Source organism: Streptomyces sp. NBC_01408 (assembly GCF_026340255.1).
In the GTDB taxonomy this organism is placed as follows: Bacteria; Actinomycetota; Actinomycetes; order Streptomycetales; family Streptomycetaceae; genus Streptomyces.
The window spans coordinates 16,387-30,955 of record NZ_JAPEPJ010000001.1 but is presented as its reverse complement, the minus strand read 5'-3'; the positions used below and the strand labels follow the sequence as shown (position 1 = coordinate 30,955).

12 protein-coding genes are annotated in these 14,569 nt (G+C 71.0%); 9 read left to right on the top strand and 3 right to left on the bottom strand.

Going from position 1 to position 14,569, the window contains the following annotated elements; genetic code table 11:
* Nucleotides 1–27: 27 nt before the first annotated feature.
* From OG447_RS00125 to serA, 4 genes are all read left to right on the top strand, one after another.
* On the top strand, nucleotides 28–1,914 hold the full coding sequence (locus OG447_RS00125; RefSeq protein WP_266934111.1) for an acetolactate synthase large subunit: 1,887 nt from the start codon (nucleotides 28–30) through the stop codon (nucleotides 1,912–1,914).
* Between the two features lie 32 nt (nucleotides 1,915–1,946).
* Entirely contained in the window at nucleotides 1,947–2,471 is a 525-nt protein-coding gene (ilvN, locus tag OG447_RS00120) for an acetolactate synthase small subunit (protein ID WP_031150278.1), read from the top strand.
* 125 nt (nucleotides 2,472–2,596) lie between these two features.
* A complete protein-coding gene (gene ilvC / locus OG447_RS00115) occupies nucleotides 2,597–3,595 on the top strand; it encodes a ketol-acid reductoisomerase (RefSeq protein WP_266934110.1) in 999 nt (332 codons plus the stop codon).
* A 294-nt stretch (nucleotides 3,596–3,889) separates the two neighbouring features.
* On the top strand, nucleotides 3,890–5,479 hold the full coding sequence (gene serA / locus OG447_RS00110; RefSeq protein ID WP_266934109.1) for a phosphoglycerate dehydrogenase: 1,590 nt from the start codon (nucleotides 3,890–3,892) through the stop codon (nucleotides 5,477–5,479).
* A gap of 107 nt (nucleotides 5,480–5,586) precedes the next feature.
* On the opposite strand, the gene OG447_RS00105 is transcribed toward serA, so the two are convergent.
* The gene (locus OG447_RS00105; RefSeq protein ID WP_266934108.1) at nucleotides 5,587–7,137 is read right to left on the bottom strand and encodes an MFS transporter; all 1,551 of its coding nucleotides are present in this window, start codon (nucleotides 7,135–7,137) and stop codon (nucleotides 5,587–5,589) included.
* Between the two features lie 89 nt (nucleotides 7,138–7,226).
* On the opposite strand from OG447_RS00105, the gene OG447_RS00100 reads away from it, so the two are divergent.
* Nucleotides 7,227–7,811 (top strand): TetR/AcrR family transcriptional regulator, encoded by a 585-nt coding sequence (locus tag OG447_RS00100; RefSeq protein ID WP_266934107.1) that lies wholly within the window; start codon nucleotides 7,227–7,229, stop codon nucleotides 7,809–7,811.
* A 180-nt stretch (nucleotides 7,812–7,991) separates the two neighbouring features.
* On the opposite strand, the gene OG447_RS00095 is transcribed toward OG447_RS00100, so the two are convergent.
* Nucleotides 7,992–9,395 (bottom strand): CdaR family transcriptional regulator, encoded by a 1,404-nt coding sequence (locus tag OG447_RS00095; RefSeq protein WP_266934106.1) that lies wholly within the window; start codon nucleotides 9,393–9,395, stop codon nucleotides 7,992–7,994.
* A 201-nt stretch (nucleotides 9,396–9,596) separates the two neighbouring features.
* Here OG447_RS00095 and OG447_RS00090 point away from each other — a divergent pair, with 201 nt between their 5' ends.
* The 4 genes from OG447_RS00090 to OG447_RS00075 all read left to right on the top strand — a co-directional run bounded on the left by OG447_RS00090 (nucleotide 9,597) and on the right by OG447_RS00075 (nucleotide 13,800).
* Entirely contained in the window at nucleotides 9,597–10,523 is a 927-nt protein-coding gene (locus OG447_RS00090) for a proline dehydrogenase family protein (RefSeq protein WP_266934104.1), read from the top strand.
* Nucleotides 10,524–10,785: 262 nt separating this feature from the next.
* Nucleotides 10,786–12,417 carry an L-glutamate gamma-semialdehyde dehydrogenase gene (gene pruA / locus OG447_RS00085; RefSeq protein WP_266934103.1) on the top strand — a complete coding sequence of 544 codons (1,632 nt, stop codon included), beginning with the start codon at nucleotides 10,786–10,788 and terminating at the stop codon, nucleotides 12,415–12,417.
* A gap of 250 nt (nucleotides 12,418–12,667) precedes the next feature.
* Nucleotides 12,668–13,576, top strand: coding sequence for a hypothetical protein (locus OG447_RS00080; protein ID WP_266934102.1), 909 nt, complete (start codon nucleotides 12,668–12,670; stop codon nucleotides 13,574–13,576).
* Nucleotides 13,576–13,800, top strand: coding sequence for a hypothetical protein (locus tag OG447_RS00075; RefSeq protein WP_266934101.1), 225 nt, complete (start codon nucleotides 13,576–13,578; stop codon nucleotides 13,798–13,800). Before OG447_RS00080 ends, OG447_RS00075 begins: the two co-directional genes overlap by 1 nt.
* Nucleotides 13,801–13,852: 52 nt before the next feature.
* Here OG447_RS00075 and OG447_RS00070 read toward each other — a convergent pair whose 3' ends face one another.
* Nucleotides 13,853–14,554, bottom strand: a complete 702-nt coding sequence (locus OG447_RS00070) for a nitroreductase family protein (protein ID WP_266934100.1) — start codon at nucleotides 14,552–14,554, stop codon at nucleotides 13,853–13,855.
* Between the last annotated feature and the right edge of the window lie 15 nt (nucleotides 14,555–14,569).

Genomic DNA, 14,569 nt, shown 5'->3' with positions numbered 1-14,569 from the left:
CGTAAAACCCTCAGCTTCGAGAAGAGAATGCCGATGACCGAGCAGGCCACCGGGGCCCACCATCCGCAGCCGCGGCCCCGTTCCGGCGGACACCAGTCCGCCGCCATTGAGCACGTCACGGGTGCGCAGTCCCTCATCCGCTCTCTCGAAGAGGTGGGGTGCGACACCGTCTTCGGCATCCCGGGCGGCGCCATCCTTCCCGCGTACGACCCGATGATGGACTCCAAGAAGGTCCGTCACATCCTGGTCCGCCACGAGCAGGGGGCCGGCCACGCCGCCACCGGCTACGCGCAGGCCACCGGCAAGGTCGGTGTCTGCATGGCCACCTCCGGCCCGGGCGCCACCAACCTGGTCACCCCGATCGCCGACGCGCACATGGACTCCGTCCCGCTCGTCGCGATCACCGGCCAGGTCTCCTCCAAGGCGATCGGCACCGACGCCTTCCAGGAGGCGGACATCGTCGGCATCACGATGCCGATCACCAAGCACAACTTCCTGGTCACCAAGGCCGAGGACATCCCGCGGACCATCGCGCAGGCCTTCCACATCGCCTCCACCGGCCGCCCCGGCCCGGTCCTGGTCGACATCGCCAAGGACGCCCTCCAGGCGAAGACCACCTTCAGCTGGCCGCCGACCATGGACCTCCCCGGCTACCGGCCGGTCACCAAGCCGCACGCCAAGCAGATCCGCGAGGCCGCCAAGCTCATCTGCCAGGCCAAGCGCCCGGTGCTGTACGTCGGCGGCGGCGTCATGAAGTCCGGCGCGACCGCCGAACTGAAGGTCCTCGCCGAGCTGACCGGAGTCCCGGTCGCCACCACCCTGATGGCGCTGGGCTCCTTCCCCGACAGCCACCCGCTGCACGTGGGCATGCCGGGCATGCACGGTTCCGTCACCGGCGTCACCGCGCTGCAGAAGTCGGACCTGCTGATCGCACTGGGCACCCGCTTCGACGACCGCGTCACCGGCAAGCTCGACAGCTTCGCCCCCTTCGCCAAGGTCATCCACGCGGACATCGACCCGGCCGAGATCGGCAAGAACCGAGCCGTGGACGTCCCGATCGTCGGCGACGCCCGTGAGGTCATCGCCGACCTGATCCAGGCCGTCCAGGCCGAGCACACCGAGGGCAACGCCGGGGACTACACCGCCTGGTGGAAGGACCTCAGCCGCTGGCGCGACACGTACCCGCTGGGCTACGACCTGCCCGAGGACGGCAGCCTGTCGCCGCAGCAGGTCATCGAGCGGATCGGCGCGCTCGCGCCGCAGGGCACCGTCTACGCGGCGGGCGTCGGCCAGCACCAGATGTGGGCCTCGCACTTCGTCAAGTACGAAGAGCCGCGCACCTGGCTGAACTCCGGCGGCGCCGGAACCATGGGCTACGCGGTCCCGGCCGCGATGGGCGCCAAGGTCGGCATGCCGGAGCGCACGGTCTGGGCGATCGACGGCGACGGCTGCTTCCAGATGACCAATCAGGAACTGGTCACCTGTGCGCTGAACAACATCCCGATCAAGGTCGCGATCATCAACAACGGCGCGCTGGGGATGGTCCGCCAGTGGCAGACCCTCTTCTACAACCAGCGGTACTCCAGCACCGTGCTGCACGCGGACGAGACCGGCTTCGACGCGGTGGGCTCCCAGATGGGCGAGTCGATCGCCCCCCGCAAGGGCACCCGCGTCCCGGACTTCGTCAAGCTGTCCGAAGCCATGGGCTGCGTGGCGCTGCGCTGCGAGGACCCGGCCGACCTGGACAGGGTCATCGCCGAGGCCAACGCGATCAACGACCGTACGGTCGTCGTCGACTTCATCGTCCACGAGGACGCCATGGTGTGGCCGATGGTCGCCGCCGGCACCTCCAACGACGAGGTCATGGCCGCCCGGGGCGTCCGTCCCGACTTCGGCGACAACGAAGACGACTGAGCCGAGAGAGCCTGAGAGAGAGAACGCCTCACATGTCCAAGCACACGCTCTCCGTCCTGGTCGAGAACACGCCCGGCATCCTCGCCCGGATCGCCGCGCTGTTCTCCCGCCGCGGATTCAACATCGACTCCCTCGCGGTCGGCGTCACCGAGCACCCCGACATCTCCCGCATCACCATCGTCGTGAATGTCGAGGACCTCCCGCTCGAGCAGGTGACCAAGCAGCTCAACAAGCTGGTCAACGTGCTCAAGATCGTCGAGCTGGAGTCGCACAACGCCATCGAGCGCGAGCTCGTCCTGGTGAAGGTCCGCGCCGACAACGAGACCCGCTCGCAGATCGTCGAGATCGTCCAGCTCTTCCGCGCGAAGACGGTCGACGTCTCCCCGGAGGCCGTCACCATCGAGGCGACCGGCGGCGCGGACAAGCTCGGCGCCATGCTGAAGATGCTGGAGCCCTTCGGCATCAAGGAACTCGTGCAGTCCGGCACGATCGCCATAGGGCGTGGCGGCCGGTCGATCACGGACCGCAGTCTGCGCGCGCTCGACCGCAGCGCCTGACCCGCCGCGACAACTCCGCGACACCCCTGAACGACTCGACCGCTCGTATAGCGAGACCGAGAAACTTAGATTCCGTTCCCCACCGTACGGTGGGAGCAACACCAGCGCACCAAGGAGATATCCCAGTGGCCGAGCTGTTCTACGAGAACGACGCCGACCTGTCCATCATCCAGGGCCGCAAGGTCGCTGTCATCGGCTACGGCAGCCAGGGCCACGCCCACGCGCTGTCGCTGCGTGACTCCGGCGTCGACGTCGTCGTCGGTCTGAAGGAGGGCTCGAAGTCCAAGGCCAAGGCCGAGGAGCAGGGTCTCAAGGTCGTCTCCGTGTCGGAGGCCGCTGCCTGGGCCGACGTCATCATGATCCTCACCCCGGACCCGCTCCAGGCCGAGATCTACGAGGAGTCCATCAAGGACCACCTCAAGGACGGCGACGCGCTGTTCTTCGGCCACGGCTTCAACGTCCGGTACGGCTTCATCAAGCCCCCGGCCAACGTGGACGTCGCCCTGGTCGCCCCGAAGGGCCCGGGTCACCTGGTGCGCCGTCAGTACGAGGAGGGCCGCGGCGTTCCGTGCATCGCGGCCGTCGAGCAGGACCACTCGGGCAACGCCTTCGCCCTCGCGCTCTCGTACGCGGCCGGCATCGGCGGCACCCGCGCCGGCGTCATCAAGACCACCTTCACCGAGGAGACCGAGACCGACCTGTTCGGTGAGCAGGCCGTCCTCTGCGGTGGCGCCTCCGCCCTGGTCAAGGCCGGTTTCGAGACCCTGACCGAGGCCGGCTACCAGCCGGAGATCGCGTACTTCGAGTGCCTGCACGAGCTGAAGCTCATCGTCGACCTCATGTACGAGGGCGGCCTGGAGAAGATGCGCTGGTCGGTCTCCGAGACCGCCGAGTGGGGCGACTACATCACCGGCCCCCGCATCATCACCGACGCCACCAAGGCCGAGATGAAGAAGGTCCTCGCGGAGATCCAGGACGGCGAGTTCGCCAACACCTGGATGGCCGAGTACAAGGCCGGTCTGCCGAAGTACAACGAGTACAAGAAGGCCGACGAGGCGCACCTGCTGGAGACCACCGGCAAGAAGCTGCGCAAGCTGATGAGCTGGGTCAGCGACGAGAGCTGATCTCGTGCGGGGCGGGGCCGGGGCGGTGCGTCCCGGCCCCGCCGCCCTCCACCGGACGGCCGGGACCGCCCGGGCAGCCGGGAAACCGGCCCTCCCCGCGCGTTCCTTGTCCACCCCGGCCAACCACGGACGGGTGATCCTTCCGTACAGGCGGAAATCCGGCCCCTCAGCGCCACTACACTGCTCAACACATACGCGTCAGGCCCACAGTGTCGTGCGTCTTCCACGCGGCTACCCCCTCCACCGCCTGCGGCCGTCGGGACGGCCGTCCGCACTGGACTTGTGAGGACCCACGTGAGCTCGAAACCTGTCGTACTCATCGCCGAAGAGCTGTCGCCCGCCACCGTGGAGGCGCTCGGCCCGGACTTCGAGATCCGGCACTGCAACGGCGCCGACCGCGCCGAGCTGCTGCCCGCCATCGTCGACGCCGACGCGATCCTCGTCCGCTCCGCGACCAAGGTCGACGCCGAGGCCATCGCCGTCGCCAAGAAGCTGCGCGTCGTGGCCCGTGCCGGTGTCGGTCTGGACAACGTCGACGTCTCCGCCGCCACCAAGGCCGGCGTGATGGTCGTCAACGCCCCGACCTCGAACATCGTGACCGCAGCCGAGCTCGCCTGCGGCCTGCTCGTCGCGACCGCCCGCAACATCCCGCAGGCCAACACCGCCCTGAAGAACGGTGAGTGGAAGCGGAACAAGTACACGGGTGTCGAGCTCAGCGAGAAGACCCTCGGCGTCGTCGGCCTCGGCCGCATCGGCGTCCTGGTCGCCCAGCGCATGTCGGCCTTCGGCATGAAGGTCGTCGCCTACGACCCCTACGTACAGCCTGCGCGCGCCGCCCAGATGGGCGTCAAGATGCTGACGCTGGACGAGCTCCTCGAGGTCGCCGACTTCATCACCGTGCACCTGCCCAAGACCCCCGAGACCCTCGGTCTCATCGGGGACGAGGCCCTGCACAAGGTGAAGCCGTCCGTGCGCATCGTCAACGCCGCCCGCGGCGGGATCGTCGACGAGGCCGCGCTGTACTCGGCCATCAAGGAGGGCCGGGTCGCCGGCGCCGGTCTCGACGTGTACGCGAAGGAGCCCTGCACGGACTCCCCGCTCTTCGAGCTGGACCAGGTCGTCTGCACCCCGCACCTCGGCGCGTCCACGGACGAGGCCCAGGAGAAGGCCGGTGTCTCGGTCGCCAAGTCGGTGCGCCTCGCGCTCGCCGGTGAGCTGGTGCCGGACGCGGTCAACGTCCAGGGCGGCGTCATCGCCGAGGACGTCCGTCCGGGCCTGCCGCTCGCCGAGAAGCTCGGCCGCATCTTCACCGCCCTCGCGGGCGAGGTCGCGGTCCGCCTCGACGTGGAGGTGTGCGGCGAGATCACCCAGCACGACGTCAAGGTGCTCGAACTCTCCGCGCTCAAGGGTGTCTTCGAGGACGTCGTCGACGAGACGGTCTCCTACGTCAACGCCCCGCTGTTCGCGCAGGAGCGCGGTGTCGAGGTCCGCCTCACCACCAGCTCGGAGTCCCCGGACCACCGCAACGTGGTGACCGTCCGCGGCACGCTGTCGGACGGTCAGGAGGTCTCGGTCTCCGGCACGCTCGCGGGCCCGAAGCACCTTCAGAAGATCGTCGGCATCGGCGAGTACGACGTGGACCTGGCGCTCGCCGACTTCATGGTCGTGCTGCGCTACACCGACCGCCCCGGCGTGGTCGGCAAGGTCGGTCAGCTCCTCGGCGAGGCCGGCCTGAACATCGCGGGCATGCAGGTCGCCCGCGCGGAGGAGCACGGCGAGGCCCTCGCGGTGCTCACCGTCGACGCCGAGGTCCCGGGCGGAGTCCTCGCGGACATCTCCGCCGAGATCGGCGCGGTCTCGGCGCGTACGGTCAGCCTCGGCTGAGCCGTCCCGCACAGGCGAAGGGCCCGGGGGAGACCCCGGGCCCTTTCGCGTCCCGCCGACTGCCGACCGCGCCGTCCCGCGCCGGGCCGGGCCGTCTCCGGTCGGTGTTACGGGGTCCCGTGCGCGAGGGCTGCGGGCCCGTCGGCCGGCTCCGCCGGGGCGGGGGCCGGGGCTTCGGTCCCCCGCAGCAGGGCCGCGGCGAGCAGTGCCGCCCCGAGCAGCAGCGCCGTACCGCCCCAGGCCGCGTACTGCATGCCGTGGACGAAGGCCTCGCGGGCCAGGGTCAGCACCTGCTCGCCCGCGGCCCCGCCCATCTGCTGGGCCGTGGCCACCGCCCCGCCCAGGGTCTCCCGTACGGCGGGCTCGGAATCCGCCAGGTCGCCGCGGTAGACCGCGGTGCCCACGCTGCCCAGGACCGCCATGCCGAGGGCGCCGCCGAACTCGGTGCCGGTCTCCAGCAGGGAGGCGGCGGAACCGGCCTTCTCGGCCGGGGCCGCGGCCAGTGCCATGTCGGAGACCAGGGACATCACGGTGACGATGCCCGAGGCCAGCACGCCGGCGCCGGTCAGCAGCAGCCACAGCGCGTCGGTGTCCACCAGGCTGACCAGGGCGAACCCGGCGGCGGCGAGGACGAACCCGCCGGCGATCACGTAGGCCCGGTCCGTCGTGCGGGCCAGGGCGGCGGAGACCGGGGCGGCGGCGCCGATCACGACTGAGGGGGCGAGGCTCCACAGGGCGGCTTCCAGGGTGCCCATGCCGAGCACCGACTGGAGGTACTGGGTGGTGAAGTAGGCCGAGCCCATCATGGCGAAGGCGGCGATCGTGTTCAGGCCGATGCCCGCCCCGAAGCCGCGGTGGCGGAACAGTGCCCTGCTGACCATGGCGTCGTCACGGGTGCGCTGGCGGCGGACGAAGGCGTACCCGAAGGCCAGGCCCACGGCGAGGCAGCCCAGGGAGAGGGGTTCGAAGCCCTCCGCGGCGATCTCCTTCAGGCCGTAGACGACCGGCAGGACGGCGGCCGCCGACAGCGGCACGCTCAGCAGGTCGAAGCGGCCGGGGGCCGGGTCCTTGAACTCCGGGACCAGCACGGGGACCAGGAGCAGCAGGAGCAGCATCGCGGGCACGTTGATCAGGAAGACCGAGCCCCACCAGAAGTGGTTCAGCATCAGACCGCTCATGACCGAGCCGAGGGCGATGCCGCCGGTCATGGCCCCGGACCAGATGGCGATGGCCTTGCCGCGCTGCCGGTCGTCCTGGAAGAGGTTCCGTACGAGGGCGAGCGTGGACGGCATCAGGGTCGCGCCGCCGATGCCGAGCAGGACGCGGGCGGCGATGAGCATCTCGGCGCTGGTGGCGTAGGCGGCACCGACCGAGGCGAGGCCGAAGGCGGCCGCGCCGATCAGCAGCAGCTTGCGGCGGCCGATCCGGTCGCCGAGCGAGCCCATCGTGATCAGCAGGCCGGAGAGGGCGAAGGCGTAGCTGTCGAAGATCCAGAGCTGCTGGCCGGCGCTGGGGCCGAGCTCCCGGGTGATGGCGGGAATGGCGAAGTAGAGGACCGAGACGTCCATCGAGACGAGGAGCAGGGGCAGCAGCAGGACGGTGAGGGCGGTCCATTCGCGGCGGCCGGCGAGGCGCGCTGTGGCGGCGGGGTTCGTCATGAGAAGCAAGGTACAGACGTCATAAACGATTGTCTAGAACAGATGTATAGAACTTCCGTCTAGGACGGCTGTCTTGCTACCGTGGCGGCATGGGACATCGTGAAGATCTGCTCGAAGGCGCCAAGAAGTGCCTGGTCGAGAAGGGTTTCGTGCGGACCACCGCGCGCGACGTCGTCAGCGCCTCGGGTACGAACCTGGCGTCGATCGGCTACCACTACGGCTCGAAGGACGCCCTGCTCAGCCAGGCCTTCATCGCCCTGATGCAGGAGTGGGGCGAGGTCTTCCAGTCCGGCCTGCCGGAGGGAGGAGGCAGCCTGGAGCGGTTCCGGGCGGTCTGGGAGGGGGTCCTTGCCCAGCACGAGGCGTCCGGACCCGTCTGGGCGGCCAGCCTGGAGGTCGCGCTCAGCCGCGACGAGCGGCCGGAGCTGCGGGCGCTGCTCGCGGCCTCGCAGGCCGAGGGGCGCCGGGGCCTGATCTCGATGCTGACCGGCACCCCGGAGGACGAGCTCGACGAGCGGGACGAGCGGACCCTGGGCGCCTTCTACCAGGCGCTGCTGAACGGCCTGATGATCCAGTGGCTGTTCGACCCGGACTCGGCGGCCACCGCGGAGGAGTTCACCGAGGGCATGAGGCGGGCCGCCGAAGCGGTGACGGGGCCCGCGGACACCGCCTGACCGGAGCGGGACGCCGAGCCGGGCGGCCTGGGCCTACCGGGCATCCGCCGGCCTACCAGGCGTCCGCCGGCCTCGCCCCGGCGGGCGGAGTGCCCTCACCCAGGTCCAGGGAACCACCGGCGCCGATGCCCCGTGCCGCCCCGCATCGTGACGGATCGTCATGGAGTCGGGGTCGTCGGGTCAGCCGTGCAGGCGGGCCGCCTTCAGGGCCATGTGGAGCAGCAGGCGGTCCTCGCCCTCGGCCAGGTCGAGGCCGGTGAGCTGCTCCACCCGTGCGAGGCGGTAGTACAGGGTCTGGCGGTGGATGCCCAGGGCCGCCGCCGCGCGGCCCGCCTGGCCGGCGCAGTCCAGGAACACCTCGGCGGTGCGGGCGAGTTCCCGGTGGGCCGGGCCCAGCAGGGCGCGGGCCGCCGGGTCGTGCGCCGGGTCGGAGGCGAGGTCCGCCAGCATCCGGTACGGGCCGATCGCCGACCACTCGGCGACGGGGCCGAGCCGGGGCTGCGCGGCGGCCGCCCGGGCCGCGGCGGTGGCCTGCCGCCAGGCGGTGGACAGGTCCGCGAGGGCCCTGACCGGGTCGGCGACCCCTGCCGTAGGCGCCGCCGGCACACCAGCGCCCCCCGCTGAGCCGAGGCCGCCGGAGCCGGGGCCACGGCCTGAGCGGGAGCCGCTGCCGCTGCCCGAGCTGCCGCTGCCTGTGCCCGAGCCGGGGCCGCTGCCTGTGCCCGAGCCGCCGGCCGAGCCCTGGCCTGAGCCCCCGCCTGAGCCCCCGCCTGAGCCTGAGCCCCCGCCCGGGCCGGGGCCGTTGCCCGGGCCCGCGCCGGCGCCCGGGCTCGGCAGGAGGCGTGACGCCACGTTCACGGCGGGCGTCAGCGTGTCCGTCGAGCGGAGGCGGACCAGCACCGCGAGTGCGCGTCCGCCGCCCCGGCCGGCCTCGTACGCCGGGCCGGAATCGGGGCCGCCCGCCGCCCGCCAGGGCGCCACGCACACGGCCGCCGCGCCCGGCACCGACTGCGGGGCCTCGCCGGACCAGGGGGCCAGGCACACCACCGCGTGCGCGCCCTCCCCGCCCGCGCCCAGCGCCGCCCGCAGCGCGGCCACCGCCATGTCCTGCTGCCAGCCCCGCCCGGCCGTGAGCACCGCGAGGAACTCCCGGGACAGGTCGGCCCCCGCCTTCGCCTCCTCGGCGAGCAGCACCCCGATCCGCTGGGCCACCTCCGTCGCCGAGGCCAGCGCGTCCGGCCCGGGGCCGGGCTCCTGGTCCAGCAGCCACACGTAGCCCTGCACGATGCCCCGGTACCGCACCGGCAGGCAGATCCGCCCCCGGAACACCCCGGCCTCCGGGGCCGCGGGGATCCGTACCGGCCCGGTGGCGCGGGCGATGCCGAAGCCCTCGAACCAGGACCGTACGGCCGCCGTCGACTGCCGGGTCAGGATCGAGCGGGTGCGGACCGGGTCCATGGCCGCGTCGTCGTCGCTGTCGTGCGCGCCGAAGGCGATGAGGCGGAAGTCCCGGTTCTCCAGGGTCGCCGGGGCGCCGAGCAGCGCCGAGATCTCGTCCACCAGGTCCTGGTAATCGCCTTTCACCCGGACATTCTCCCACCCCCGGACGGGTCCTTCAGACATATGTATGAGATCCCGGCCACGGATGCGTGACAGCTGTCGATGGCAGAGGATCAAAGCGATCCTTAGGTTTCACGGTGGTTTTACTTGCGTTTTCCTTACGGCCCCGCCCGACCGGCGACGGACCCGTAATGCCCGCTTCTGCCACCCGTTGGAGGTGCCCCCGTGCTGGGTCCCGTGATCCTCGCCGCTTCGCGCAGCGACAAGATGCGCCGTATCGTCTCTGCCGCTCCGGTGACCAAGCCCGTGGTGACCCGGTTCATCCCCGGCGAGACGGTCGACCAGGTGATCCCGATCGTCGAGGACCTCACCCGCAAGGGCCTCGAGGTCACCCTCGACGTGGTCGGCGAGGACATCACCGCGGTGGAGCAGTCCTACGCCGCCCGCGACGCCTACCTCGAACTCATCGAGCACCTCGCGGGCCTGGGCCTGGGCGAGACCGTCGAGATGTCGGTCAAGCTGTCGATGTTCGGCCAGGCGCTGGAGGGCGGCCACGAGCTCGCGCTCGCCAACGTCCGCCCGGTCGTCGAGGCCGCCGCCGCCATCGGCACCACCGTCACGCTGGACGCCGAGGACCACACCACCCTCGACTCGATGTTCGCCATCCACGAGGAGCTGCGCCGGGACTTCCCGCAGACCGGCTGCGTGATCCAGGCGTACCTCTTCCGCACGGAGGCCGACGCCCGCCGTCTGGCCGCCGCCGGCAGCCGCGTCCGGATCGTGAAGGGCGCCTACAAGGAGCCCGCCGAGGTCGCGTACCTGGACAAGGGCGAGATCGACAAGGCGTACGTCCGGATCATGAAGATCCTTATGGAGGGCGAGGGCTACCCGATGATCGGGTCCCACGACCCGCGCCTGATCGCCATCGCGCAGGAGCTGGCCCGGCAGGCCGGGCGCAAGCTGGACGAGTACGAGTTCCAGATGCTGTACGGCATCCGTGGCGAGGAGCACCTGCGGCTCGCCGCCGAAGGACACCGGATGCGCGTCTACACCGCGTACGGGACGGACTGGTACGGCTACTTCATGCGCCGCCTGGCGGAGAAGCCGGCCAACCTCCTGTTCTTCCTCCGCTCGATGATCACCAAGAACTGAAGCATGCAGTGAGCGGCGGTTGCCGTCACCCAGGAAGGTCCCGGGCGATGGCAACCGCCGCTCATCGGCCGGCTGAGCCGGTCCATGCTGGTTGTAGATCCACGAAGGAGTTACCAGCCCCGTGACTCCGCCCCGTAGGGCTTCTCACTCGCCCGCTGCCGCGAACTCGTGATGGTCAAGCCCTGACCGCCACCCAATTTATGCCGCCGCTTCAGTCCCTCTCGGCTGAAGTCAACGATTTCACTCGGAAGAGGTGACCCCCATGGATGCTGTGACCCAGGTCCCCGCGCCCGTCAACGAGCCGATCCACTCGTACGCCCCCGGTACCCCGGAGCGCGCACGGCTCGAAACGCAGCTCAAGCAGCTGGCCGAGAACCCGATCGACCTGCCTATGACGATCAACGGCGTCAAGCGGATGGGCGGTGGCGAGCGTTTCGACGTGGTCCAGCCGCACGACCACAAGTCCGTGATCGGCACCTTCGCCCACGCCACCCAGGCCGACGCGCAGGAGGCCATCGACGCCGCCCTCGCCGCCGCCCCGGCCTGGCGTTCGATGTCCTTCGACGACCGCGCCGCGATCATCCTGCGCGCCGCCGAGCTGCTCTCCGGCCCCTGGCGCGAGAAGCTTGCCGCCTCCACCATGCTGGGCCAGTCGAAGACGGCGCAGCAGGCCGAGATCGACACGCCCTGCGAGCTCGTCGACTTCTGGCGCTTCAACGTCCACTTCGCCCGCCAGATCCTGGCCGAGCAGCCGGTCGCGAACTCCGCCGGCGTGTGGAACCGCAGCGACCACCGTCCCCTCGAGGGCTTCGTCTACGCGATCACGCCGTTCAACTTCACGGCCATCGCGGGCAACCTGCCGACCGCCCCCGCCCTCATGGGCAACGTGGTCGTCTGGAAGCCGTCCCCGACGCAGACCCACTCCGCGGTCCTCCTCATGGAGCTCCTCGAAGAGGCCGGCCTGCCCAAGGGCGTCATCAACCTGGTGACGGGCGACGGCATCGCGGTGTCGGAGGTGGCCCTGAACCACCCCGAGCTGGCCGGCATCCACTTCACCGGCTCGACCAAGACCTTCCAGTACCTGTGGAAGACGGTCGGCAACAACATCGAGAAGTACAAGTCCTACCCGCGCCTGGTCGGCGAGACCGGCGGCAAGGACTTCGTCGTCGCGCACCCGTCCGCGGACCGCGCCACCCTGAAGACCGCCCTGACCCGCGGTTCCTTCGAGTTTCAGGGCCAGAAGTGCTCGGCGTCCTCGCGCGCCTACGTCCCGGCCTCGATCTGGAACGACGGCTTCAAGGAGGCCTTCGCGGCTGAGGTCGACGGCATCGCCATGGGTGACGTCCGCGACCTGACCAACTTCATCGGCGCCGTCATCGACGAGCGCTCCTTCGCGAAGAACAAGGCCGCGATCGACCGCGCCAAGGCCGACCCGACCTGCGAGATCGTCGCGGGCGGCACGTACGACGACTCGGAGGGCTACTTCGTCCGCCCGACCGTCATCGCCTGCACCGACCCGGAGAACGAGGTCTTCACGACCGAGTACTTCGGCCCGATCCTCGCCGTGCACGTCTACGAGGACGCTGACTTCGACGCGATGCTGGCCCAGATGGAGTCCGTCTCGGCCTACGCCCTGACCGGCTCGATCATCGCCGCCGACCGGTACGCGGCCGCGGACGCGATGGAGAAGCTCCGCTTCGCGGCGGGCAACTTCTACATCAACGACAAGTCCACCGGCGCCGTGGTCGGCCAGCAGCCCTTCGGCGGCGGCCGTGCCTCGGGTACGAACGACAAGGCCGGCGCGGCGACGAACCTCCAGCGCTGGACCTCGACCCGCTCCATCAAGGAGACCCTGGTCGCGCCGACCGAGTACGGCTACCCCCACATGGGCTGACCAGGCCCCGCTGAACCCCGCCCCCGCTCCGGTACCCCCAAGTCCGGAGCGGGGGCGGTATCCATTTCCCCACCGGGCAACTACTGCTAGCCTGACCGCAGTTGTCGTGTACGGCGACACGCTCCAGGACTCGGGCCCGGTTACCCGAGGGAGCCGAGGGCTCTGACGAGTTCCCGTACGGGGTGGGATGTTTTGCCAGGAGATACGAGACCTCTACGCGTCCGTGCCGGGACGACGCCCGGGGAGACGTATGTCCAGGCGCACCGACAACCGCCACCGCGTGGCGACCATCTGCCGTGAGGCCACCGGGCTCGCGCACCACACCTGCCTGCGGTGGGCGGAGCAGGGCCTGATCACCCGCGGGCGGCCGGTGCCCGACGCGGCCGACCCGGCCCAGCGCGCGTTCGAAGCGATGGTCGCGCTGACCGCGGGCGACGCCCTTCGCGACGGACAGCTCGACGGAGCGGTGTTCGGCGTCGTCGCCGCTGTGCCGTCGGCGGGCGGCCTCGCCCTCCGCCTCCACGAGCGTATGGCCCGGTGGGTCGTCACCGAGCTGCTGCCCCGCCTCGACGAGGGGTACGGGGGCCTGCGCGGGGTGCCTGGCCTGCGGGTCACCGCCGACAGGGAGGGGCTGGCCCTGCGGGATGCCGCCGGGGGTGGGACCATCCGCCTTCAGGGCGTCCCCGGCTCCTGGCGGCTACCGGACGACGGCGACGGGCTGCGGTACGTGGGCCGCATCGCAGGCAGGGCGCCGCATGCGGCGGAGCATGAGGAACTGCACCGCTGGAGGGGCACCGCGATGGCCGGACCGGACCCTGCCTCCCGCGACCACCTGCTCAGCCGGCTGCTCCGCCGTCCGGCGCTGATCAACCGTACGGGGAACGCTCACGGCTGGGTGAACTCCTACTGCCACCAGTACCAGGACCTCGTGCTGGAGTGGTGCTGCGCGCCGGGCGCTCCGGCGATGGAGCAGTCGCTGCGCCGCAGCGGTCTTGCCGCGCCCCCGGAAGGGGCTCCCCCCGAACCGGGTGCGCCAGCTGTCCGTCCCGGCGTGATCAGGCTCGGCCGTGCGGAGGTGACCGTTCGGTGCATGGACTTCGCACACACCGGCGGGGAGATCGCCGAGATCACCGCGTCGGTCGAGCGGAGGTACGAGTGATGCTGCTCGCGGCGATCGTGACGGCGGCCGTGCTCGGCGTGGCCAAGGTGGTCCGGGACGCGCTCATCCTGCGCCACGTACGGGCGGCCATGGAGGGCTGCTCGCCGGAGGACCGGGTCCGCATCGGGATGCGGCTGGCCGGGGCGCTGGGCGGCGGTCAGGCCGGGGAGCCGGAGCCGGGCCCGGCACCGCTTCCGGGCCCGCCCACCGCGCCCGGTGCCTAGGGGGTGTCCGGTGGGTCAGGGCCGGGCCCGGCCCTGACCCACCGGACACCCCCTAGACCTCGACGATCACCTGGTCCAGGGACTTGCGCAGGAGGTCCGGGACCTCGCAGTCTTCCGCCGGGTAGCCGACCGGGACGACCGCGAAGGCCTTCTCGTTCTCCGGGCGGTTCAGGACGTGGCTCAGGAAGCGCATCGGGCTCGGCGTGTGGATCAGTGCGGCGAGGCCCGACAGGTGGAGGGCGGACAGGAGCATGCCGACGGCGATGCCGACCGACTCGTCGACGTAGTAGTGCTTGCGCTTCGCGCCGTCCGGGCCGAGCCAGTAGCGCTGCTGGAAGACCACGATCAGCGCCGGGGCGTCGGTGAGGTGGGTCTTGACGGCGTCGGTGCCGAGCGGGCGCAGGGCGGCGAGCCATTCGTCGCCGAGGCGGCCGTCGTAGGAGATCAGTTCCTCCTGCTCGGCGGCGGCGCGGATCTGCTGCCGCACGGCCGGGTCCTTGACCAGGACGAAGGTCCAGGGCTGCTGGTGCGCCCCGGAGGGGGCGGTCGCGGCGCAGGCGATGGCGTCCCGGACGACCTGCTCGGGCACCGGGTCGGGGGAGAAGTGGCGTACGGTGCGCCGCTCGTCCATCCGGGCCCGCAACTCGGCGGCGCGCGCCAGGGATTCCCGGCTGGGCATCCGTGCGGGCCGGTAGGCGACGGGCCGGTACGGCTGATCGTGGGTGGGGGTCCACTGCTCGGTCTCAGGCGACATGGAGCGAGTGTCCTG

What these genes read in the sequence shown, in the direction of transcription:
- OG447_RS00125 (WP_266934111.1), top strand. Translation starts at nt 28, where the DNA reads ATGCCGATGACCGAGCAGGCCACCGGGGCCCACCATCCGCAGCCGCGG.
- ilvN (WP_031150278.1), top strand. Translation starts at nt 1,947, where the DNA reads ATGTCCAAGCACACGCTCTCCGTCCTGGTCGAGAACACGCCCGGCATC.
- OG447_RS00105 (WP_266934108.1), bottom strand. Translation starts at nt 7,137, where the DNA reads ATGACGAACCCCGCCGCCACAGCGCGCCTCGCCGGCCGCCGCGAATGG.
- OG447_RS00100 (WP_266934107.1), top strand. Translation starts at nt 7,227, where the DNA reads ATGGGACATCGTGAAGATCTGCTCGAAGGCGCCAAGAAGTGCCTGGTC.
- pruA (WP_266934103.1), top strand. Translation starts at nt 10,786, where the DNA reads ATGGATGCTGTGACCCAGGTCCCCGCGCCCGTCAACGAGCCGATCCAC.
- OG447_RS00080 (WP_266934102.1), top strand. Translation starts at nt 12,668, where the DNA reads ATGTCCAGGCGCACCGACAACCGCCACCGCGTGGCGACCATCTGCCGT.
- OG447_RS00075 (WP_266934101.1), top strand. Translation starts at nt 13,576, where the DNA reads ATGCTGCTCGCGGCGATCGTGACGGCGGCCGTGCTCGGCGTGGCCAAG.
- OG447_RS00070 (WP_266934100.1), bottom strand. Translation starts at nt 14,554, where the DNA reads ATGTCGCCTGAGACCGAGCAGTGGACCCCCACCCACGATCAGCCGTAC.